This window comes from Acinetobacter sp. ANC_7511 (assembly GCF_056779975.1).
On sequence record NZ_JBWYIY010000001.1, the window covers coordinates 182,276 to 203,255 of the forward strand.

The 20,980-nt window shown below is 38.8% G+C and carries 16 protein-coding genes; 8 read left to right on the forward strand and 8 right to left on the reverse strand.

Going from position 1 to position 20,980, the window contains the following annotated elements; all coding sequences use genetic code 11:
• Positions 1-79: 79 nt before the first annotated feature.
• A complete protein-coding gene (locus AC1M9L_RS00995; RefSeq protein WP_481591063.1) occupies positions 80-2,104 on the reverse strand; it encodes a 2,4-dienoyl-CoA reductase FMN-binding domain-containing protein in 2,025 nt (674 codons plus the stop codon).
• Positions 2,105-2,241: 137 nt separating this feature from the next.
• Here AC1M9L_RS00995 and AC1M9L_RS01000 point away from each other — a divergent pair, with 137 nt between their 5' ends.
• The 3 genes from AC1M9L_RS01000 to AC1M9L_RS01010 all read left to right on the forward strand — a co-directional run bounded on the left by AC1M9L_RS01000 (position 2,242) and on the right by AC1M9L_RS01010 (position 4,502).
• A complete protein-coding gene (locus AC1M9L_RS01000; RefSeq protein ID WP_481591064.1) occupies positions 2,242-2,784 on the forward strand; it encodes a PadR family transcriptional regulator in 543 nt (180 codons plus the stop codon).
• 11 nt (positions 2,785-2,795) lie between these two features.
• Positions 2,796-3,704 (forward strand): alpha/beta fold hydrolase, encoded by a 909-nt coding sequence (locus AC1M9L_RS01005; protein WP_481591065.1) that lies wholly within the window; start codon positions 2,796-2,798, stop codon positions 3,702-3,704.
• 75 nt (positions 3,705-3,779) lie between these two features.
• Positions 3,780-4,502, forward strand: coding sequence for an SIR2 family NAD-dependent protein deacylase (locus AC1M9L_RS01010; RefSeq protein WP_481591066.1), 723 nt, complete (start codon positions 3,780-3,782; stop codon positions 4,500-4,502).
• 9 nt (positions 4,503-4,511) lie between these two features.
• Here AC1M9L_RS01010 and AC1M9L_RS01015 read toward each other — a convergent pair whose 3' ends face one another.
• The 3 genes from AC1M9L_RS01015 to AC1M9L_RS01025 form a co-directional block, all read right to left on the reverse strand.
• Positions 4,512-5,060: a hypothetical protein gene (locus AC1M9L_RS01015; protein WP_481591067.1), complete on the reverse strand. Its 549-nt coding sequence runs from the start codon at positions 5,058-5,060 to the stop codon at positions 4,512-4,514.
• A complete protein-coding gene (locus AC1M9L_RS01020) occupies positions 5,018-5,278 on the reverse strand; it encodes a hypothetical protein (protein WP_481591068.1) in 261 nt (86 codons plus the stop codon). Before AC1M9L_RS01020 ends, AC1M9L_RS01015 begins: the two co-directional genes overlap by 43 nt.
• A gap of 288 nt (positions 5,279-5,566) precedes the next feature.
• A complete protein-coding gene (locus AC1M9L_RS01025; protein ID WP_180027778.1) occupies positions 5,567-7,024 on the reverse strand; it encodes an aspartate ammonia-lyase in 1,458 nt (485 codons plus the stop codon).
• A 369-nt stretch (positions 7,025-7,393) separates the two neighbouring features.
• On the opposite strand from AC1M9L_RS01025, the gene putP reads away from it, so the two are divergent.
• On the forward strand, positions 7,394-8,908 hold the full coding sequence (gene putP, locus AC1M9L_RS01030) for a sodium/proline symporter PutP (RefSeq protein ID WP_481591069.1): 1,515 nt from the start codon (positions 7,394-7,396) through the stop codon (positions 8,906-8,908).
• A gap of 45 nt (positions 8,909-8,953) precedes the next feature.
• On the opposite strand, the gene AC1M9L_RS01035 is transcribed toward putP, so the two are convergent.
• Positions 8,954-9,445, reverse strand: a complete 492-nt coding sequence (locus AC1M9L_RS01035; protein ID WP_035263751.1) for an Lrp/AsnC ligand binding domain-containing protein — start codon at positions 9,443-9,445, stop codon at positions 8,954-8,956.
• Positions 9,446-9,570: 125 nt separating this feature from the next.
• On the opposite strand from AC1M9L_RS01035, the gene putA reads away from it, so the two are divergent.
• Entirely contained in the window at positions 9,571-13,320 is a 3,750-nt protein-coding gene (gene putA, locus AC1M9L_RS01040) for a trifunctional transcriptional regulator/proline dehydrogenase/L-glutamate gamma-semialdehyde dehydrogenase (RefSeq protein WP_481591070.1), read from the forward strand.
• A 51-nt stretch (positions 13,321-13,371) separates the two neighbouring features.
• On the opposite strand, the gene pepN is transcribed toward putA, so the two are convergent.
• Positions 13,372-15,981 carry an aminopeptidase N gene (gene pepN / locus AC1M9L_RS01045; RefSeq protein ID WP_481591071.1) on the reverse strand — a complete coding sequence of 870 codons (2,610 nt, stop codon included), beginning with the start codon at positions 15,979-15,981 and terminating at the stop codon, positions 13,372-13,374.
• Between the two features lie 304 nt (positions 15,982-16,285).
• Here pepN and AC1M9L_RS01050 point away from each other — a divergent pair, with 304 nt between their 5' ends.
• From AC1M9L_RS01050 to thiM, 3 genes are all read left to right on the forward strand, one after another.
• Positions 16,286-16,549 carry a hypothetical protein gene (locus tag AC1M9L_RS01050; protein WP_481591072.1) on the forward strand — a complete coding sequence of 88 codons (264 nt, stop codon included), beginning with the start codon at positions 16,286-16,288 and terminating at the stop codon, positions 16,547-16,549.
• A 199-nt stretch (positions 16,550-16,748) separates the two neighbouring features.
• A complete protein-coding gene (locus AC1M9L_RS01055; protein WP_481591073.1) occupies positions 16,749-17,909 on the forward strand; it encodes a hypothetical protein in 1,161 nt (386 codons plus the stop codon).
• Between the two features lie 9 nt (positions 17,910-17,918).
• Positions 17,919-18,791 carry a hydroxyethylthiazole kinase gene (thiM, locus tag AC1M9L_RS01060; RefSeq protein ID WP_481591074.1) on the forward strand — a complete coding sequence of 291 codons (873 nt, stop codon included), beginning with the start codon at positions 17,919-17,921 and terminating at the stop codon, positions 18,789-18,791.
• A 34-nt stretch (positions 18,792-18,825) separates the two neighbouring features.
• Here the strand turns inward: thiM and AC1M9L_RS01065 are convergent, their stop codons facing one another.
• Both AC1M9L_RS01065 and AC1M9L_RS01070 read right to left on the reverse strand, forming a co-directional pair.
• Complete coding sequence (locus AC1M9L_RS01065) at positions 18,826-19,194, reverse strand: 5-carboxymethyl-2-hydroxymuconate Delta-isomerase (protein WP_481591075.1); 369 nt, start codon at positions 19,192-19,194, stop codon at positions 18,826-18,828.
• Between the two features lie 52 nt (positions 19,195-19,246).
• Complete coding sequence (locus AC1M9L_RS01070; protein ID WP_481587123.1) at positions 19,247-20,962, reverse strand: AAA family ATPase; 1,716 nt, start codon at positions 20,960-20,962, stop codon at positions 19,247-19,249.
• Between the last annotated feature and the right edge of the window lie 18 nt (positions 20,963-20,980).

The following is a 20,980-nucleotide window of genomic DNA, read 5'->3' on the forward strand; positions in this document are numbered from 1 at the left end:
AGGTCTCATTTAATTAAGTACCCTCTCCAAATCCTCTTCTTGCACTTTCATCTATAATATAAGAGAGAAATTTTATGGCTTAAATCTTGACAGCCAATTCAGCACCTTGACGAATCGCACGTTTTGCATCTAGCTCACCCGCTTCTTTCGCCCCACCAATTAAATGAACTTTTTTACCTGCCTGCTCAAGTTGATCAAACATAGCCGTATATGACTCTTGACCTGCACAAATCACCACATGATCCACGTTTAAGACGGTAGTTTGATCATTGATTGTGATATGTAAACCTTGGTCATCAATCTTGTTATACGTTGCACCTGGAATCATTTTTACATCGCGATTTTTTAATCCAGTACGATGAATCCAACCCGTCGTTTTACCCAAGCCTGCACCAACTGAAGTGGCTTTACGTTGTAATAAGTAGATTTCACGTGATGGCTGTTCTACTTGAGCAGGTTTTAAACCTCCTACATTAGAATATGATGTATCAATTCCCCATTCATCATAAAATTTTTGAGGATTCAAGCTTCCACTTTCCCCCTCATGGGTTAGATACTCAGCAGTATCAAAACCAATACCACCAGCACCAATAATCGCAACACGCTGTCCGACTGGTTTTTTCTCTCTTAAAACTTCGATATAAGACAACACTTTTGGATGATCAATTCCTTCAATATCTAAATGTCGAGGTGTCACACCTGTAGCGACGACAATTTCATCAAACTGATCTGTATTGAGCTCTTCAAAAGTTACAGTATGATTAAGTTTTAATTGAATTAAAGGTTGCAGCTCAATTTTTCGCTTAAAGTAACGCAATGTCTCATAAAACTCCTCCTTTCCTGGAATCGTTTTTGCAATATTAAATTGCCCCCCAATTTGATCGGCTGCTTCAAAAATGGTGACCTGATGACCACGGTCAGCTGCATAAGTAGCAAAACTCAATCCTGCAGGACCTGCACCAATGACAGCAATTTTTTTAGGCGTATGGATTTCTTTAAAAATGAGTTCAGTTTCATGGCATGCACGTGGATTAACCAAGCATGACGCAATTCTGAGTGAAAAAATATGATCCAAACACGCTTGGTTACAGCCAATACACGTGTTGATTTCGTCACTTCTACCCTGTTCAGCTTTTAGTACAAATTCTGCATCTGCAAGCATTGGGCGAGCCATAGAAATCATATCTGCATGACCTGAAGCTAACACGTGTTCAGCCATTTCAGGGGTATTGATACGATTTGAGGTAATCAATGGAATATTAACTTCACCTTTTAGCTTTTCTGTCACCCATGTAAATGCTGCTCGAGGTACTTTCGTTGCAATCGTGGGTATACGCGCTTCATGCCAACCAATACCTGTATTAATGATAGTCGCGCCGGCTTTCTCAATTTCTTTTGCAAGATGGATGACCTCCTCAAGCGTTGAACCGCCCTCAACTAAGTCGAGCATCGAAAGTCTATAAATGATAATAAAGTTTTCACCCACCTCTGCACGGGTACGTTTTACAATTTCAATCGGCAAACGAATGCGGTTTTCATAACTCCCACCCCATTCGTCATCACGGTGATTGGTACGTGCTGCGATAAACTCATTAATGAGGTAACCTTCAGACCCCATAATCTCAACACCATCATAACCTGCATATTGAGCCAGCTTTGCACAGTTAGCAAAATCATCAATGGTTTGATGAACTTCAGCCGAGCTTAAAGCATGAGGTTTAACTGGATTAATTGGTGCCTGAATTGCTGATGGCGCAACGTTTTCAGGCTGATATGAATATCGACCAGTATGCAAAATCTGCATTGCAATCTTACCGCCAGCATCATGTACTGCTTGTGTAATGATTTTATGTTTCTCAGCTTCAGCAATCGAGTCTAATTTTGACCCTCCAGCAAAAGTCACACCGGCATCGTTGGGTGAAATCCCCCCCGTCACGATAAGACCGACCTGTCCTTGAGCACGCTCAGCATAAAATGCGGCCATACGTTCATAGCCACCTTCAACCTCTTCTAAACCTACGTGCATTGAACCCATCAATACACGATTTTTTAAAGTGGTAAAACCTAAATCTAGTGGTGCAAGTAAGTTTGGATAATTTGACATTCTGACCTCATGGCTCGCGTTTGCTTGCTATTATTATTGCTTCATGCAACTTGTTGCATAAATATATATTCTAATTTTGCTTTTTATGCAACATGTTGCATAATAAAGTTGATTCAAGATTTTACGATATATGATTTATGTCTTTAGCACATGTTTTGTTGACCAGTCTCATTGAAAAACCTAGTACAGGTATTGAACTTGCGCGTCGCTTTGACCGTTCTATGGGATTCTTTTGGAATGCAACTCACCAACAAATCTATCGTGAACTCAATGCTATGCAAAAAAAAGGTTGGATTTCGACTATTGATGAAGGTGATCCCAACTCGAGAAAGAAAAAATATAAAGTTGATGCTCTAGGTCGAACTGAACTTGCCAATTGGATGGTACAGCATAGTGAGCCTGCCCAACTCAGAGAAGAATTGATGGTGCGTTTAAGAGCTGAAGCACAACTAGGTGGTAATAATGTGTTGACAGAATTGGAATCTCATTTAGAGATTCATAAAAATAAGTTAAAAATATATCAAGCGATTTACGATAAAGATTTTGCTAATAAAGATAATGATGACCGTACAATCTATATTCACAAAATGATTCTTCAATTAGGCATTGAATTAGAGCAAGGTTGGATCAGTTGGTTAGAACGTGTAATTCCACAATTGAAAATAATGAATACAAAATAAAGGATATATCTATGCCATTTTATACCATGCAAGATGACGAAAAATTATATGTTCGTGAAATTGGTCAAGGTGAACCTGTTTTGGTGCTATCTGGTTTAGGAATGCAAAGTTGGCAATGGATTCCTTTTTTTGCATTTAATTTAAAGAAATATAAATTCATTATTCCTGACTGGCGCGGTTTTGGTGGGTCTAAGCATTGTAAAATTCCAGATACTGATGCTATTTCAAGTCACTGGAACGATATTCAGGCATTGATCAGTCAACGCCCTAGACAACAATATAGAGTGATTGCTTATTCTATGGGGGCAACTACTGCCATGCATGGTATGCAATATGGTCAATTTGCTGATCAAATCCAAGCATACTTGCATATTGATCAAACCCCTAAAATACCTTCTGATGAAACTTGGAGTTTCGGGCTATTGGGCGATCGCTATCCAGAGTTCAAAAAGCTACTCAGCGAACTTTCTTCTTTTTTACATCAACATGAAAATTATCAAAACCTGAGTGAATTACCTACTCACTTAAGCCGCGAATTAGTCGAGCTTTGGGTTAAATTTTTATCTTTACAAGATAATCATCAATTGAGCGCTAAAATTTTTAAAACAACACTCAATCAACCGAAAATTCAAAAGTTAATCCGCCCTATGCAACGTCTCGACTATATGCGTTGGTACATTGACAACTATCTAAACCATAAAGAAGATTACAGAGCCGCGATCTCAAAGTTAGAATGTCCAGCAACTTTTTTTATCGGCGCTAAATCCGCACTCTATCCAGCGCAAGGGCAAAAGCTCATTGCTGAATCGGTTAAAAATCATCGTATCGTACTGTTTGAGCGCTCAGGGCATACGCCTTTGATCAATGAACCCATTAAATTCGCACAAGAAATTTCTAAATTTCTGAATCAAACTATATAAGCTCTAATGAATATTTGAATATTAAGTTGATCCAGACGTCATACGTGGGCATAAAATCAATAGGATGGAGATTGGATGAATCAGTCTAAAAAAAAGCTTGTGATTTTTTCGGGTGCTGGTATGAGTGCTGAAAGTGGTATCAATACATTTCGAGATAGCGATGGACTTTGGGAAAACCATCGCATAGAGGATGTCGCAACGCCCGAAGCTTGGCGTAACAATCCTGTTTTAGTACAGCGCTTTTACAATGAACGGCGAAAAAAAATTTTAGCATCTGAACCTAATGCAGCACATCTTGCGATTGCAGCACTTGAACAACATTATGATGTACATGTGATCACGCAGAATATTGATGACTTACATGAACGCGCTGGAAGCAAAAAAGTACTACATCTTCATGGAAATATAAGACTGGCCAAAACCTCAGGGCCAGATGCTCAATTCGCAGACAAATTTTACACAATTGAAGGTACTGAACTGGATATTTCTCGTGACTTCTGTGACGCTGGATATCCGCTTCGTCCACATGTCGTATGGTTTGGTGAATCCGTTCCCGCTTTTGAAGAAGCAGAAGTGATTTGCCAGCAAGCTGAAATCTTTGTTGTGATTGGAACAAGCTTAGCTGTTTATCCTGTTGCAAGCTTAGTACACAGTATTTCACCAAGCTGTGATGCGTATTATATCGACCCTAAAGCCGATCTCGGCCGTGTGCCACAACACTATACATGTATCTCAAAATCAGCAACCGAAGGAATGCAAGATTTGGCTAAACTTCTTTCTTCAGTTCAGCCAAATTGAGGCATGGGCTTATTTGAGTTTATCAAAATAAGGTTTTAACCATCGATATAACCAGAAGCCAATTAAGACAATCAAATAAAAAGGCCAAATCATTAATAAAAACACCAAAAGATCGAGCACAAATTGCCAGCCATATTTGATGCTATTCCAAGCACGCTGAATAAAGTGATCACCATTTAATCGCGCCACTGCATCAATATCAATATCAACCCTTTCTCGGACCAGTGTTGGTTGATTCAGTTGTAAACTGATCGTACTGAATTTAACACGGTCTTGAACTTCGAGTTGAGTGAGCCGTGTGATTTCATTCAAATGAGCTGGTCGTGCTTGACTTGAAATAGTCTGTGCTTGATTCATTTTTTCTTGAAGAAGCTTCAATTCAAAACGTTGTGCACTATAGCGTTGCTGATTCAGAAAAAACATTAAAGGTAAAAGTTGATTAACAACATGTGGGGCACGCTCACTCGGTACACGTAGCACCATAAAAGATATAGGTTCAACTTTTTCAAATACTTTTACTTTACCTTCTGAAATATTCTGACGTTTAAGATCAACCACATTGAAATCAATATCTTTTCTTTCAATAAATCCGCCTGCTCAAGGGTTATTTTTTCAATCTCTAAACTGCTTTTCACCACATCTTTAACGGTAAAGTTACCTTGCGCCTCTCGAACCATACGACGAGTAAGTTCAACCGGATTAACCTCTTGATTTAATATGACCTCAGGTTTTTGCTCCTGGACGGGCAAAGTATTTGGTTCAGCCGCTTCTTGCATATCAACTTACGTATCAGCAGTGTTTTCTTGAACTGCTTCAGCAGAGTGTTCCTCTATTTTTTTTGAACAGGATGCCAGCAACATCGAACACAGCAGCGTGCTTATTACTATTCTTTTCATTCATTTTCTCTAAATTATAATGTTTGTATTGATGGCTCAAAATTTTAATTATTATAAACATTCAATTAAGAAATTATACTTAAAAGTTTCAATGAAAATGGCATACCTCATTGAATGAAATATGCCATCAATTCATATTCAATTAACTTTCAGATTCTACCTACTCTATTAGCTTACTTTGTCCATGTTCATATCATCGACAACATGACCAGCGATCTCAGACACTAAATTTTCAAAAGAGAAAATTTGATTTAACTGCTCTTGCGTCAAAAGATTCTGCTCAATGACAACTTGCTGAATGGTTTTATTTTCTGCAAGACAAACCTTCCCAATTTCATCACATTTGGCATGACCTAAGATCGGATCTAATAATGTGACGATACCAACACTTCGCATCACTGCATCGTAACAAGACTGTTCATTTGCAGTAATACCTTGAATACACTTGTTTTCCAGTGTTTGCATTGCTTGAATTAATAAATTGGTTGATTCATTCATGGTCAGTGCAATTACAGGTTCCATGACATTTAATTGTAATTGCCCCGCTTCAGCTGCCATGGTCACTGTCAAATCATTACCAATGACTTTAAAAGCAATTTGATTCACTACTTCAGGAATAACTGGATTGATTTTCGCAGGCATAATGGATGAGCCAGCTTGTAATTCAGGTAATCTAATTTCAGCTAATCCCGTACGAGGCCCTGAACTTAATAAGCGCAGGTCATTACAAATTTTTGAGAGCTTGACGGCTAAACGCTTTAAAGTACTTGATAGAATAATAAATACGCCACAATCGCTGGTGGCTTCAACATAGTCTTCAGCACCTTGTAATTTCAATCCAGTAATTTGCGAAAGCGTTTGAACCACTTCTAGTGCATATCCATGAGGTGTGTTCACACCCGTTCCAATCGCAGTCGCACCCAAATTTATTTCTAGCAGTAAATGACGCATCTTTTGGATGAGGCGGTAGTCTTCTTTTAATAGCGTCGCAAATGCACGAAACTCTTGTCCGAGTGTCATGGGTACAGCATCTTGGAGTTGAGTTCGCCCCATTTTAATTACGTGTTGAAATTCAGATGCTTTGATCTCAATAGCAGCGATTAATGAGCGAACTTGAGACAATAAATCTTCTAAACTGTAATATGTTGCTAGTCTCAATGCAGTTGGATAAACATCATTGGTCGATTGCGATTTATTCACATGGTCGTTTGGATGAATTACATCATATTGACCTTTAGGCAAGCCGAGATGCTCGAGTGCAAGGTTAGCCACCACTTCATTACTATTCATATTAATAGAAGTTCCAGCCCCACCCTGATAAATATCAATTGGAAATGATGATTTCCAACTTTCAGGCTGCTCAATCAGTTGATCACAAGCCCATTGAATCGCTTGGCTGACATCTTGACTCAATTTGGAAAATTTTAAATTTGTCTGTGCTGATGCTTTTTTTACCTGTGCCAATGCACGAATAAAATGTATGTTTTCACCTATTTGTTGATGCGAAATCTGAAAATTCTCCATCGCACGCAGGGTATGAATCCCATAGTAACGATCGAAAGGAACCGCTTTTTCACCGAGCAGATCATGCTCTATTCTTGTTTTATCAAATTGAACCGTAGACACTTTTATTACTCAACAATAATGCACCATTATCGTGCAATATCGATCATAGGCTTCGTGCTTATTTTCACTATTGATTTAATACTTCTTTATGCAATAAAAAATTACAAATTCGCTGTTTAGGTGACCAATGTAACTTTATGTTAAAGACAATCATTTATAGAATTGTATTAAACATCAAAGTAATTATTTTTTGAAAAAATAGTCTTTGTAACCAAAATTACATTCAGTTTCACTAAACGACTATAAATCTCACTCAAATGTAACAGAGCGTAATTTTCAAAACGTGCTTGAATCAGCTCCTCGAATAATTCGATTAAAAATTCATCTCGGAAAGATGGTCATTTAGGACAGACAAAGGATGGCATAGCAATGAGCCAATTAAATCCTACGCTAATCACATTTATTTTTTATATTGTGGCGATGCTTGGCATTGGGCTTTATGCCTACAAAGCCACGAATAATTTTGATGATTATATTTTAGGTGGTCGGAGTTTAGGCAGTGTCGTCACTGCATTATCCGCAGGTGCATCAGATATGAGTGGCTGGTTACTCATGGGTCTACCTGGTGCAATTTATCTCTCAGGTTTATCCGAAGCTTGGATTGCCATTGGTTTAATTATCGGTGCTTGGTTGAACTGGCTTTTGGTCGCGGGTCGTCTACGTGTTCATACCGAAATTCAACATAACGCATTGACTCTCCCCGACTATTTCACCAGCCGCTTTGGTGATCGGAAAAAAGTACTTCGAATAATCTCAGCTTTTGTAATTTTGATTTTCTTTGCAATTTATTGTGCCTCTGGCATGGTCGCAGGTGCACGTTTATTTGAAAGCCTATTTGGTTGGGATTACAACACAGCCCTGTGGATTGGAGCAGTAGCAACGATTAGTTATGTCTGTATTGGTGGTTTTTTAGCCATCAGTTGGACAGATACATTCCAAGCAGGCTTGATGATCTTTGCGCTTTTACTTGCTCCAGTAATGACTTATTTAGCCATTGGTGAAAATGCTCAGCAAGTTAGTGTCATTGTGGAATCCGCACGCCCATTAGCGAATAATTTACTTTCAGATCTCAGCACTGTAGCAATTTTATCTTCAATGGCATGGGGACTTGGCTACTTTGGTCAACCACATATTCTTGTGCGCTTTATGGCAGCAGATTCCGTGAAGTCTATTCCAGCAGCACGTCGAATTGGAATGACATGGATGATTCTATGTCTTGGTGGTGCAGTCGCTGTCGGTTATTTCGGAATCGCTTACTTTGATACGTTTCCTCAACTTAGTGCTGCAGTCAATGCAAATCCTGAAACAGTCTTCATGGAATTAACTAAAATCTTATTTAATCCATGGGTTGCAGGAGTGATTCTTGCCGCGATTCTTGCTGCAGTGATGAGTACCCTAAGCTGCCAACTATTGGTATGCTCTACCACGCTTACAGAAGACTTATACAAAGCATTTATTCGTAAATCTGCCTCACAAACCGAGCTGGTTTGGGTAGGTCGTTTGATGGTATTAATCGTTGCGATTATGGCAATCTTCCTTGCAATGAATCCGAACAGCAAGGTACTCGGTTTAGTTGCTTATGCGTGGGCTGGCTTTGGTGCAGCATTTGGACCACTGATTATCCTTTCTCTCTTCTGGAAGCGAATGACCATCAATGGTGCATTGGCAGGTATGATTGTTGGTGCTGTTACCGTCATTGTATGGAAAAACACCATGGCTGATACTGGCGTCTATGAAATCATTCCTGGCTTTATTTTATCTTGGGTGAGTATTATGGTGGTGAGTTTATTAGGCCGCCCGCCAGCGCAAGATGTGACTGACCGTTTTGATGAAGCTCAACAGAAATATGAAATTGAAATGCAAGAAATCAAAAATGGAAGGTAATGAGAAATAAAAAATTAAGGGGCTTATAGCCCCTTTCTTATACATTTACTTTTTAAATGTTTGCTTAAGTTGCACTTGCGAAGATTCCTTAATAACTTCCATCACTGGATAGCTACGGGTTTCTTTGATGCCAGGCAGTTGCCATAAAACCTGTCCAGAGATCTTACGAAACTCTTCCATGTTGGCGCAACGAATTTTAACTACAAAATCAAACCCACCGCTGATCATGTGACATTCAACAATTTCAGGGTAACTTCTCACTGCATCAGAAAATTCTTCTAATACATTTGGAGTTGTTTTATCTAATAAAATTTCGACAAATACCACAAAACTTCGATTCAGCAGATCTGGATTTAACTTGGCTTCATAACCTGTAATATATCCATCTTTGGTTAGTTTTTGTACTCGAGCAAGCGCTGCTGTGGGAGAAAGATTGACCATTTCAGCAAGTTTTATATTTGATAGACGCCCATCTTTTTGCAAGATATCTAAAATTTTTAAATCTGTACGATCCAACGTCATCATTTGAGTCTGCATGCGAATTATTCTCTAAATTTAACTCTAATTATAGTGAGTTATGCACCATATTTTCTGTAATTATAAATTAAATAAACCTTAAAGATAAATCTATTTCATTGTCACAGGACGCTGGCGTATATCTCATGGAACAACTTAGCTCACCCCTTTCTCGCCCAATAGACATTCAAGACATTACTGAATTTAAAGATAAATCAGATCTAGAATTAGAAATAAATCGTGCATGGCGCCGTGATGAATTTGAATGTGTCGAAACACTTCTCGAACAGACCGAGATTGATCAAGAAATTTCAGACAAAATTTATCAATTAGCCTTCAATTTAGCGCATTCATTACGTGAACGTAAAGGGTCAGCGGGCAAAGCAGGCATTGTACAGGGTTTATTACAAGAATTTTCATTATCTTCACAAGAAGGTATTGCGCTCATGTGTTTAGCTGAAGCGCTGTTACGTATCCCTGATAAAGCAACACGTGACTTATTGATCAAAGACAAAATCAACCAAGGCAATTGGAAAGATCATTTAGGTCAAAGCAGCCTAATGTTTGTAAACGCGGCAGCATGGGGCTTAATGTTGACCGGTAAATTAATGGAAACACCTAAAGCAAATAGTTTATCTGGTCTACTCACAGGCATCTTGGCACGAAGTGGCCGTGGTATTATTCGCAAAGCCGTTGATGTTGCTATGCGTATGATGGGTGAACAGTTTGTTACAGGTGAAACCATTGATGAGGCGTTAAATAATGCCGAACGATTAGAAGAACAAGGCTTCCGTTACTCATATGATATGTTAGGTGAAGCAGCACTTACAGATCATGATGCGGAGCGCTATTATCAAGATTATACAAATGCGATTCATGCGATTGGTAAGGCATCGTCTAACAAAGATGTTTACGAAGGCCCCGGTATCTCAATCAAACTTTCAGCACTTCATTCACGTTATCAACGCTCGCAAATTGACCGTGTACACGATGAGCTTTATCACAAAGTCTTTAATCTAGCGGTTCTAGCGAAACAATATGATATTGGTCTAAATATCGATGCTGAAGAGACTGATCGGCTGGAAATTTCATTGGAACTTCTTGAACGCTTATGTTTCGAACCGAAATTGAATGGCTGGAAAGGCATTGGATTTGTGATTCAAGCTTATCAAAAAAGATGTTTTTACGTGGTCGATTACATCATTGATTTAGCTAAGCGTAGTCAAAAACGTTTAATGATTCGTTTAGTCAAAGGCGCCTATTGGGACAGTGAAATTAAGAAAGCACAAGTTGAAGGCATGGCCGATTATCCTGTCTTTACTCGAAAAGTGCATACAGATTTATCTTATATCGCTTGTGCTCGCAAACTTTTAGCCGAACCAGACTTTATTTATCCGCAATTCGCGACACATAATGCACAAACCTTAGCCACTATTTATCATTTAGCAAATCCTGAACAATATTATAAGGGACAATACGAATTCCAATGTTTACATGGCATGGGCGAACCACTTTATGAACAAGTCGTCGGTTCTAAAGCAGATGATAAACTTGGCGTACCTTGCCGAATTTATGCACCTGTCGGAAATCACGAAACCCTTTTGGCTTATTTGGTTAGACGATTGCTTGAAAATGGTGCAAACACGTCTTTTGTAAATCGTATTGCTGATAAAACACTCAAAATTGATGACTTGATTGAAAATCCACATCAAACCATTGATGTCACAAGTCGAATCGAAGGCAAAGTTGGATTAAAGCACCCTGCTATTCCATATCCGAAACATTTATATGCTGATCATCGCCCTAACTCTCTTGGAATTGATCTTGCAAATGACCAAGACCTTGAACATTTGAATCATACTTATCAACAATGGTCTAAAGTTCAAATTAAAGCCACCCCAATGGGTCTGAGATTAGATGAATCCGTACACGATACAGAGTCAATTGCAATTCTCAATCCTGCAAACCATCAAGATATTGTCGGTGAAGTGACGGAAACTCATGCCATGCAAGTGGAAATGGCGTTAGTTAATGCGACTGAAGCACAGCAGGATTGGCAAAATTTAGATAAAGATCAACGTGCAGAATATTTAATTACCGCATCCAATGTGATGGAGTCTCGACTTGAAGAGCTGATGGTTCTGCTCAGTCGTGAAAGCGGTAAAACATTTGCCAATGCGATTGCTGAAGTACGCGAAGCAGTAGATTTCTTACGCTACTACGCAGCACAAGTGAAAGATCTAGATCACAAAGCCGTTATTCAACCCTTAGGTACAGTATTGTGTATTAGTCCTTGGAACTTCCCATTGGCAATTTTTACAGGTCAAATCGCGGCGGCACTTGTAACAGGGAATACTGTAATCGCCAAACCAGCGGAGCAGACCCCTTTAATTGCCTCCATTGCAGTTCAGATCCTTTGGGAATCTGGCGTACCACAATCTGTCTTACAGCTCTTGCCAGGACGTGGTGAAACAGTAGGTGCACAACTCAGTAGTGATCATCGTATTCAAGGTATTATGTTTACAGGGTCAACTGAGGTTGCGAAAATTTTGCAGAAAACCGTTGCAAAACGACTGAATCAATTTGGTCAATCAATACCTCTCATTGCAGAAACTGGCGGTCAAAATGCCATGATCGTAGATTCTTCTGCCCTGACTGAACAAGTGGTATTAGATGTTGTCAGCTCAGCATTTGATAGTGCTGGTCAGCGTTGTTCAGCACTACGAATTTTATGTGTTCAAGAAGATAATGCACATACCGTGATCAAAATGCTCAAAGGTGCAATGAAGCAATTGCGTGTCGGCATTCCAAGTTTATTGAAAACTGATATTGGACCTGTAATTGATCGAGAAGCAAAACAAACCATTGATCAACATATTAATAAAATGAAATCTCTGGGTTATCTCGTTCAACAACTCATGTGGGATGAAGATGACTCTCATCTCAAGCAAGGGACATTTGTTAAACCGACTTTAGTTGAGTTACCACATTTAGATGATCTTGAACGTGAAGTTTTTGGTCCAGTACTGCATGTCATTACTTATAAATATGGCGAACTTGATCGACTTATTGATCAAATCAATGCCAAAGGCTATGGTTTGACTATGGGCTTACACACGCGTATCGATGAAACCATACAAACCGTAATTTCAAAAGCAGAAGTTGGAAATCTCTATATTAACCGCAACATTGTAGGTGCTGTTGTCGGTGTACAACCCTTCGGTGGAGAAGGTTTATCTGGTACAGGTCCCAAAGCTGGTGGACCGATGTATATTTATCGGTTAATGCATGAATGTACACATAAAAAAATTGAACAACCTTATGCAACGAGCAAAGGCGTTGAATTGACTGAACATCAAAACTTATTGAATCAATATAAAGATTGGGTCAATAAGTCATTTCCTCATTATCAAATGAAGGTGTTGCAACCAAGTTGTGTCGGACATAGCTATGAATTACAAGGACCAACAGGTGAAAGCAATCAATATGTTGTGTTACCGAGACATCGTGTTTTAAGCTTGGCAGATCAAGAAATAGATCAGATTCATCAACTTCATGCCATTCTCGCGGTTGGCTCTCAGCCAACTGTTCTAGGTGAGAATACGTTTGTTTTAAAATACTTACAGTCTATGCCTAAAGAGGTCGCTCAACGTATCGCCATTATTGCTGATATTGAGACAGGTAGTTTTGATGCAATTCTACATCATGGCACCAAAAATCAACTGTTAAAATTGCAAGATAAAGTGGCTCAGCGACAAGGTCCGATCATCGGAATAACACATCTAGAGCCTGGTAATTATGACATTCCTTTAGAACGCTTCTTTATTGAACGTGCAATTAGTATTAATACCGCAGCTGCTGGTGGTAATGCGAGTCTAATGACCATGCAAGCTTGATTCTGTTGAGTCAAAAAAACCAGTGCATTGCACTGGTTTTTTATTTGTGATTTAAACAGCAAGCATACTATTTAAAGTTTCCGATACATTTTTAGATTTCACGATAGGTTTCAATGCTTCGAGTTTCGCTTTGACTTCGGCTTGTTGAGGTTGGGCTAACGTGTACCAACGTGACAAAAGTTGTAACAAACGTGAGCCTACAATCGGATTCTTTTCGTCCAAATATTGAGCCAACTGAATAATGTGATCTACCCCAAAACTCCAAGTATTCACAGGGTTTGAATTTAAACCACCAGTTACAGCACGGATTCGATTAGGTACTTTAAGATCGTAATCAGCATGTGATGTCAGTTTTTGAATCGTCTCTGCTGTCGCTTTCGGATGAGCTGCTTGGATCATAAACCACTGATCCATTGATAGAGCCTCATCTTTAAAACGCGCATAGAAATCTTCTAAAATTTCAGCAGCTTGTGGTGCATCATTCCACACCAACACTTTTAAAGCACCTAAACGTTCAGACATATTACGTGTTTGACGATACTGTTGCTCAGCTAAGTCAAATGCAGCTTCATCTCCTTGACGCGCAATAAAAGAAAGCATGATGTTCTTTAAAGCACGTGTACCCATAGCTTGGGAAAAATCTGACTGTGTTGCTGGATCTAATGATAAATAAGTCTCTTTAGCAAAATCACCTAAACGGCGAGACAAAGTATCTAATAGAGCGTTACGCTTTTCATAGATCGCTGTCGGTTGATAATCGTAGTCAATACGGCTACCCAAATAACCTTCACTCGGAACATCAAATAAACGTGAAGCTAACAGCGGATCTTGCTGAATTACTCTAGGTAGCGTTTTTAACATCGCTTCAATATATATGTCAGCAGGTTGGTCATTTAATAAGATGCGCTCAAGCAATGTTTGCGTCGCTTGCCACTGATTAAAGCCATTGGTTTCGTACTGTAATAAGAACGCAAGCTGTTCATCAGTATAATTAAACTCTAAATTCACGGGTGCAGAGAAATTTCGTAATAGTGAAATTACAGGCACCTTCTCCACATTTTTAAACTCGATCGTTGCTTCATCATTCGTGAATAAGTAAACACCATCTTTGACTTTATCTTCAACCAAAGCCGAGCATTCAAGTTGAAGTTGCTCACCAGTGTGTTCATCAAACAAAGCCAAAGCGACAGGAATTGGAACCGCTTTTAAGTTTGGATATTTTGGATGTGGTTTTAAACTTTGCTTAAAGTTTAAACGATAAGTTTTTTGCTCAGCATCATACTCACCTTTAGCTTCAAGCTTAGGTGTGCCCGGTTGGTTATACCAAGTTAAAAATCCTGATAAATCCACACCAGAACCTGCTGATAATGCAGCAACCCAATCTTCCACAGTCACAGCTTGACCATCATGGCGACGGAAATACTCATCCGTTCCTTTACGGAATTTTTCTTTACCTAATAAAGTCGCCATCATTCGGTTAATTTCTGCACCTTTTTCATACACAGTCGCTGTATAGAAGTTATTAATTTCTACGAAATGATCTGGACGTGGAGGATGAGACAATGGGCCTGAATCCTCAGGGAATTGGTGCGCTTTAAGCACTGCTACATCATCAATTCGTTGAACAGCAGCAGACTGCAAATCCTCAGAAAAAGATTGATCACGGAAAACGGTTAAACCTTCTTTCAAACAAAGTTGGAACCAGTCTCGGCAAGTGATTCGATTACCCGTCCAGTTATGGAAATATTCATGAGCGATAACAGATTGAACACGCATAATCGCAGCATCAGTCGTGTATTCTTCATCAGCTAAAACACATGATGTGTTAAAAATATTAAGCCCTTTGTTTTCCATTGCACCCATATTGAATGCACTGGTCGCGACAATCATATAATTGTCTAAATCATAAGGTAATCCATAGTGCTCTTCATCCCAACGCATAGAATGTTTAAGTGCTTCCATGGCAATATGGCACTTAGGAATATCTTTTTCTTCAGCATAAATTTCTAGAGCTACATCACGACCTTCAGACGTGACGTAACGATCTTTTAAAACCGCTAAGTCTCCAATGACACATGCAAAGAGATAGGCTGGTTTCTTGGTTGGATCTTGCCAAATGGTATAATGACGTCCTTCGCCCACTTCACCCGCTTCAATTAAATTACCATTCGCCAGTAGGACTGGAAATTTCTTATCCGCTTCGACACGTGTTGTGAAAACAGACAGCACATCTGGACGGTCTGGATAGAACGTAATTTTACGAAAGCCTTCTGGTTCGTTCTGTGTAACAAACAGATCAGATGCTGCTTGGTATAAACCTTCAAGTTGTGTGTTTGATTCAGGATGAATTTCAACGACTGTAACGATGCATGCATCATCAGGTGCATCTTTAATCACTAACTGTTCATCATCTAGATGATATTGCGAAGAATCTAACTCTTGACCATTCAGTGTAATTGACTTCAACTCAAGCTCACGACCAAGCAACACCAAATCACCTTCAGTCTGACGTTGCATTTTTAGTGTGCCTGTCACCATCGTATGATCGTCATAGACTTGGATATTTAAATCAATCGAATCCACGACAAATGTTGGCTTCTGATAATCTTTCAAAAAAATCGTTTGATCTGCTTCGATCACTGGATTTGCCGCGATATTCATAACTCGTCCTATAAGCTGTTCTTTACAGCGATTATGCTTTTATGTGAAGTCAATTGATCATAGGTCAAAATTGACGAATTGTCTGTGTTTGACGCTCTATTTAATATGGGTCTATTCATGTTTTTTTCAATTTAATTTATTTGTAGTAACAACAGTTTGCTTCTTTATTACCCGTTTCAAATATCTTGTCTAAGTACGATAGAAATGTAACAAAAATTCACTTCTTTATTTTCAAGCATAATTATTGCTTCAGTTTAAGAGCGGTAATCATCAAAAAACTTATAAATCATAAATGAGGTGAATCATGCTCATCAGGGACCATATAGTCAGAGTAGAAAACATCAAAACCATGCAGATGATGGATGCTGCTAAAATTGATCATCGCGTGATTGCAGCGTTTTTAACCAGTGAGGGAATGCCTATTGAAACATCAGAAGTCACAGCTGTATTGAAAAACTATGATGTACTCGGAATCAAGAGATTATCTCAAAAGAAATCTCAGGTACTGATCCAAGCTAAAATGCAACATTTTTCCGATTCAGAGCTCCCTTGCCCTTTAAACTATTAAATCCTCTATCTAGGTCGATCTAACACTTGAGGAAATGATTTTCCGGTTCGATCTATTCATATATTTCACATAAGCAGGCATTCACCTGCTTATTTTATTGATCGCAACACCAGTCAAATTTGCTTTCAATACTGACTCAATCAAGCGATGTTGAACAATCGTGTGTATAATTCTTTCATCTTGAAATTAAAGTGCTGCTATGTTGCAAATTCTCCAAAAAAATGCTGATGAAAGTAGTTTCTGTCCACTTTGTCAGGCCAGTATGTACTTTATTGAAGCAGAAGAATTTGATAAAGAAATCCTATTCCATCAATGCTCTCACTGCCACCATCAAGTCTTTCAAGATGAAAACCGCAACTGTCATTGTGAGCGATGCACAGCAAAACGAAAGAAAATGATGCAGGAAACTCGCATTCAAGAACAACGTAAAATTGCATCAAAGAATAAGGACATACAAGAACTCGATTTGCATCAACTGAGCTTTATGCACAAGTTGTTTTTACTCTCAATATTAGATCAACAAGTTCATGAGCATACCCAACATCAAGAATTCATTGATTGGGAAAATATTAAATATCACACCATTACCCCAAGTTATTTATTTCAAAATTATTTGATGAAACAACTTTTGAAAGACAATATTCTTGTCCCACGTGACTTTTCGAGTGAACTCAATCAATACTATATTAATGTCCGTCTTGACGGCTATTCTGAGCCGAGCTTGTTTAGTATTACTCAAGCGTTACGTCAGCTCTTTTATGAAAATCTGAGCCAAGGTGTACCATTTAAAAATAGTGATGAAGTGAAAAGTGCACTCTACACTCTGTTGTACCAAGAAATTATTCAATTTGCGCAATACTACTGTCGTACTTGGGGCGTTCAAATTGCTGGAAATCAGAGTTTTCAAACCTTTTGTTTTAGATTATTAGACTCTCTCGCTGTGGGTCAAATCTATTATTTAGTTCAAACTGCGCTTGAATATTTGCACCATCAGAAAGCACTCCAAGCCCGTAATGAAAATTTTATCAATACCAACCTTTTAAAAAAGACCTTACAGCAATATCGTGAACGTTCTTTAGCTGAAAAATGGGAAACCTCAACACTGCCAAGGCTACCTAACTTGCCTTTAAGTAAAATGAGCGAAATCTTATTTTTTCATTTTCTAGGCTATGATGAATCAATTTTTTTTCAACCCGTTTGGCGATCGTGGAGTAAAATTGAGCCACGTTTAAATTTTTACTCACAAAAACGTTGTATGAATTGTGGCTCGAATGAACTTTCTGTGGATTATGACGCAGATGACTATGTCAGTTTAATTTGTCGTAATTGTAATCACCAAGACCACTATTTTACACGCTAGCGAACGACTATGAATCATCCAGAAAACTTGATAGCAAATGCTCCAAAAGATATTGAGGTTCAAACCCAAGAGATTCTTAAACAGGTCATTGAAGCATGGCATCTGTTAAAAACCACTCAACCTTTAGTGCATTGTATGACCAATCAGGTTGCTGCCAACTATGTCGCAAATGTACTGTTAGCTGCTGGTGCTTCACCTGCCATGATTGATAATCCTTTTGAAGCTGAAAGTTTCGTGGGTATTAGTCAAGCTTTAAGTATCAATTTAGGGACACCTCATACAGAACAAGTTGCCGCAATGAAAATTGCCACAGAAACTGCTCACAAAAAAAATATACCTTGGGTATTAGATCCTGTTGGCTATAGTGCTGTTTTGCCATGGCGTACTGAAATTACAAATGATTTATTGCGGTTTAAACCCACCATTATCCGAGGTAATGCTTCAGAAATTGGGAGCTTAGCAGGACAACAAAATCAATCTAAGGGTGTAGACAGTACCCTCGATAGCGCTGCCGTAGTAGAACAGGCAAAAACTTTATTAGATTACTCTGAATGTATCGCAATTTCTGGCGAATCTGATTTTATTCTTTCTAAGTCTTATGGATGTATGGTTAAGATTAATGGAGGTTCACATTTACAGCCAAAAGTTACCGCTACAGGATGCGCCTTAGGTGCATTAATTGCTGCTTATGCTGGCGTAACAAACCCAACCATTGCCTGTATTGCTGCCCATGTACACTTTGCCATCGCAGGTAAGCTCGCTTATACGCAGGCTCAAACTGTCGGAAGTTTTAATGTCGCTTTTATCGATGAACTCTATAGCTATTCGGCTGAAAAAATTCAAAATAGTGCAGATATCGAAATACTTACTTTTGCTGCATAATAAAAGGCTGAAGATCACTTCAGCCTTTTTAGTCTTACTTCGGAACTCTACCTTTACGATAATGCTCTTTTGGCATTTCAGCCAACTCAATGATCAATTGAACCGTTAAGCCTTGAGCATGATAACCATTAAAGCTATGAAGATACTCATTTAAGCGATCTGAAATAAGATTCTTTTGCTCTTCATTACGCCCCGTCATGATTCCTAAACGAACATGAATATAGGCTTGAGGCTCTTCGCCAAAACCAATCAGGAAATCACTATTAGCACGAATACGTGATTTGATATCAGAAGGATGCCCCACTAGACCTGTATCAAATAAAGCGTGGTTTAAGCCTAAAAGTAACGCTTGCGCATCTAAATTTTGGATATTATCCGAATACTCAACGATCATCTGTGGCATCTTAATTCCCTTTGCTTATGTGTTAAAAAATCAATTTCAAATGCGTAACTCATTATTCAATAAATAATAAGGCTAATCTCACTTGGTCATAGCCCATACGCGGATTGGTATTTTCCACGATCGGACGCAACTTAATCGTACCATCTTCACCAAAATGTTCAGGACTCTGTCTTTTAAGTAATTTTTTATAGATTTTACGTACTTGTTCAACGACTTCATCCCCAGGATGAGCAACCGAGATATCTAAGCCCTGCTCACGATGAAGTTTGCCTAAGTGGTTAATAATGGTTGCTGGCGTTAAACCACGCTCAACCGCAATATCCTGAATTTCATAACCATTTTCAAAGAGCTCGCGAGTTTCATCGAGAGTCGCGGTGGCATAATTGGCTTTGCCTGCATTTTTGGCAATTTTTTTCTCATTACGACTAATCTCAAGCTCATTGAGTGTGCCACCACAGTGCCGAATAAATGCCTTATGTTGCGCTTCTAAATCAGCATCACCAAAATGCGCTTCTGCTTCATCAGAGAGTTCTTGAAATCTTCGGTCGGCTTTAATTGCTAAACTGTCTAATTCTAATGCTTGCTCATTGAAGCCTAGCAACCTCAGACCATCAATAGATTTCAAACGAGATAAGGCGACATAGCCCTGACCCTTTTCAAAGGTATTCGCCAAATTGATTTCTGCCGCCGATAAAGTCATCCCTTGAGACTTATGAATAGTAATCGCCCAAGCTAACCGCAAAGGAACTTGGGAAAAACTCGCGATTGTCTTTCCTGCATCATTATCAACAGACCAGGTTTCAGGTTCGACCACCAGAACAGTGCCGTCTGTTAATTTAACTTTAGGTAATACCCCGTGATCATCTACTTCTTCAAAGCCAATGACTTCACCAAGGCTGCCATTGATATAACCCACATCAAAATTGTTTTTTACAAACATGACTTTGGCATGTTTCTTTAAGGTCAATTCTTCTGGTGCACGAACGGAAGATTTTAATGTCTCAATTAATTTTTCATTACCATCCATTTGTGCACAAAATTGATGACCATCCCCATCAATCTCATTTAAATGACGGTAATTAATGGCATCAACATCCATATTATGGGTATACAAACGTGTAAATGTTTCACCAATATCTTGCTCACGCGTTTGTTGTAAAGCTTGAATATGCTCGGCTTGAATATTTTGCGCACGGATTGCATTCAAAATATCATTCAAGGCTGAGTCATCTTGTCGATGTTGTTCAGTTAAATAACAAACACGAAATTTCGCTTCTACCCAAGCCTGGGACATAAAACAGAATTTATCTCGATTTTTTTCGTCATTGCGTCCGACTGGTGGTAACTGGAAGAAATCTCCAGCGGCAATCACCTGTATGCCACCAAATGCTTCATCAGACTCTTTAAAAAACTTGAGCACTTGATTAACTAAATTAAGCTGCTTTGCATGTAACATCGAAATTTCATCAATGATCAATACCTGCGCATTTTCTAAATGCTCTTTAAGATATTTGCGCTCTTTCATGCGCTTTAGATCATCATCTGATAAAAAATCTTTGATCCCGATCCCCGCCCACGTATGAATGGTCATCCCATTCATGTGTGTGGCTGCAATGCCTGTAGATGCGGTAATGGCGACTGAAACTTTTCGCGCTTTAAGATAATTAATATATTGATTAAGCGTATACGTTTTTCCTGCACCCGCAGAACCTGTCAAAAAGACATTTTCTCCTGCTTTCATTAACTTCAGTGCAGTTTCTTGTTTCATATGTGCTTAACCTAATTT

What these genes read in the sequence shown, in the direction of transcription:
- AC1M9L_RS00995 (WP_481591063.1), bottom strand. Translation starts at nt 2,104, where the DNA reads ATGTCAAATTATCCAAACTTACTTGCACCACTAGATTTAGGTTTTACC.
- AC1M9L_RS01005 (WP_481591065.1), top strand. Translation starts at nt 2,796, where the DNA reads ATGCCATTTTATACCATGCAAGATGACGAAAAATTATATGTTCGTGAA.
- AC1M9L_RS01055 (WP_481591073.1), top strand. Translation starts at nt 16,749, where the DNA reads ATGTTGCAAATTCTCCAAAAAAATGCTGATGAAAGTAGTTTCTGTCCA.
- AC1M9L_RS01070 (WP_481587123.1), bottom strand. Translation starts at nt 20,962, where the DNA reads ATGAAACAAGAAACTGCACTGAAGTTAATGAAAGCAGGAGAAAATGTC.
- AC1M9L_RS01065 (WP_481591075.1), bottom strand. Translation starts at nt 19,194, where the DNA reads ATGCCACAGATGATCGTTGAGTATTCGGATAATATCCAAAATTTAGAT.
- pepN (WP_481591071.1), bottom strand. Translation starts at nt 15,981, where the DNA reads ATGAATATCGCGGCAAATCCAGTGATCGAAGCAGATCAAACGATTTTT.
- AC1M9L_RS01000 (WP_481591064.1), top strand. Translation starts at nt 2,242, where the DNA reads ATGTCTTTAGCACATGTTTTGTTGACCAGTCTCATTGAAAAACCTAGT.
- AC1M9L_RS01020 (WP_481591068.1), bottom strand. Translation starts at nt 5,278, where the DNA reads ATGCAAGAAGCGGCTGAACCAAATACTTTGCCCGTCCAGGAGCAAAAA.
- AC1M9L_RS01035 (WP_035263751.1), bottom strand. Translation starts at nt 9,445, where the DNA reads ATGCAGACTCAAATGATGACGTTGGATCGTACAGATTTAAAAATTTTA.
- AC1M9L_RS01050 (WP_481591072.1), top strand. Translation starts at nt 16,286, where the DNA reads ATGCTCATCAGGGACCATATAGTCAGAGTAGAAAACATCAAAACCATG.
- AC1M9L_RS01010 (WP_481591066.1), top strand. Translation starts at nt 3,780, where the DNA reads ATGAATCAGTCTAAAAAAAAGCTTGTGATTTTTTCGGGTGCTGGTATG.
- putP (WP_481591069.1), top strand. Translation starts at nt 7,394, where the DNA reads ATGAGCCAATTAAATCCTACGCTAATCACATTTATTTTTTATATTGTG.
- thiM (WP_481591074.1), top strand. Translation starts at nt 17,919, where the DNA reads ATGAATCATCCAGAAAACTTGATAGCAAATGCTCCAAAAGATATTGAG.
- putA (WP_481591070.1), top strand. Translation starts at nt 9,571, where the DNA reads ATGGAACAACTTAGCTCACCCCTTTCTCGCCCAATAGACATTCAAGAC.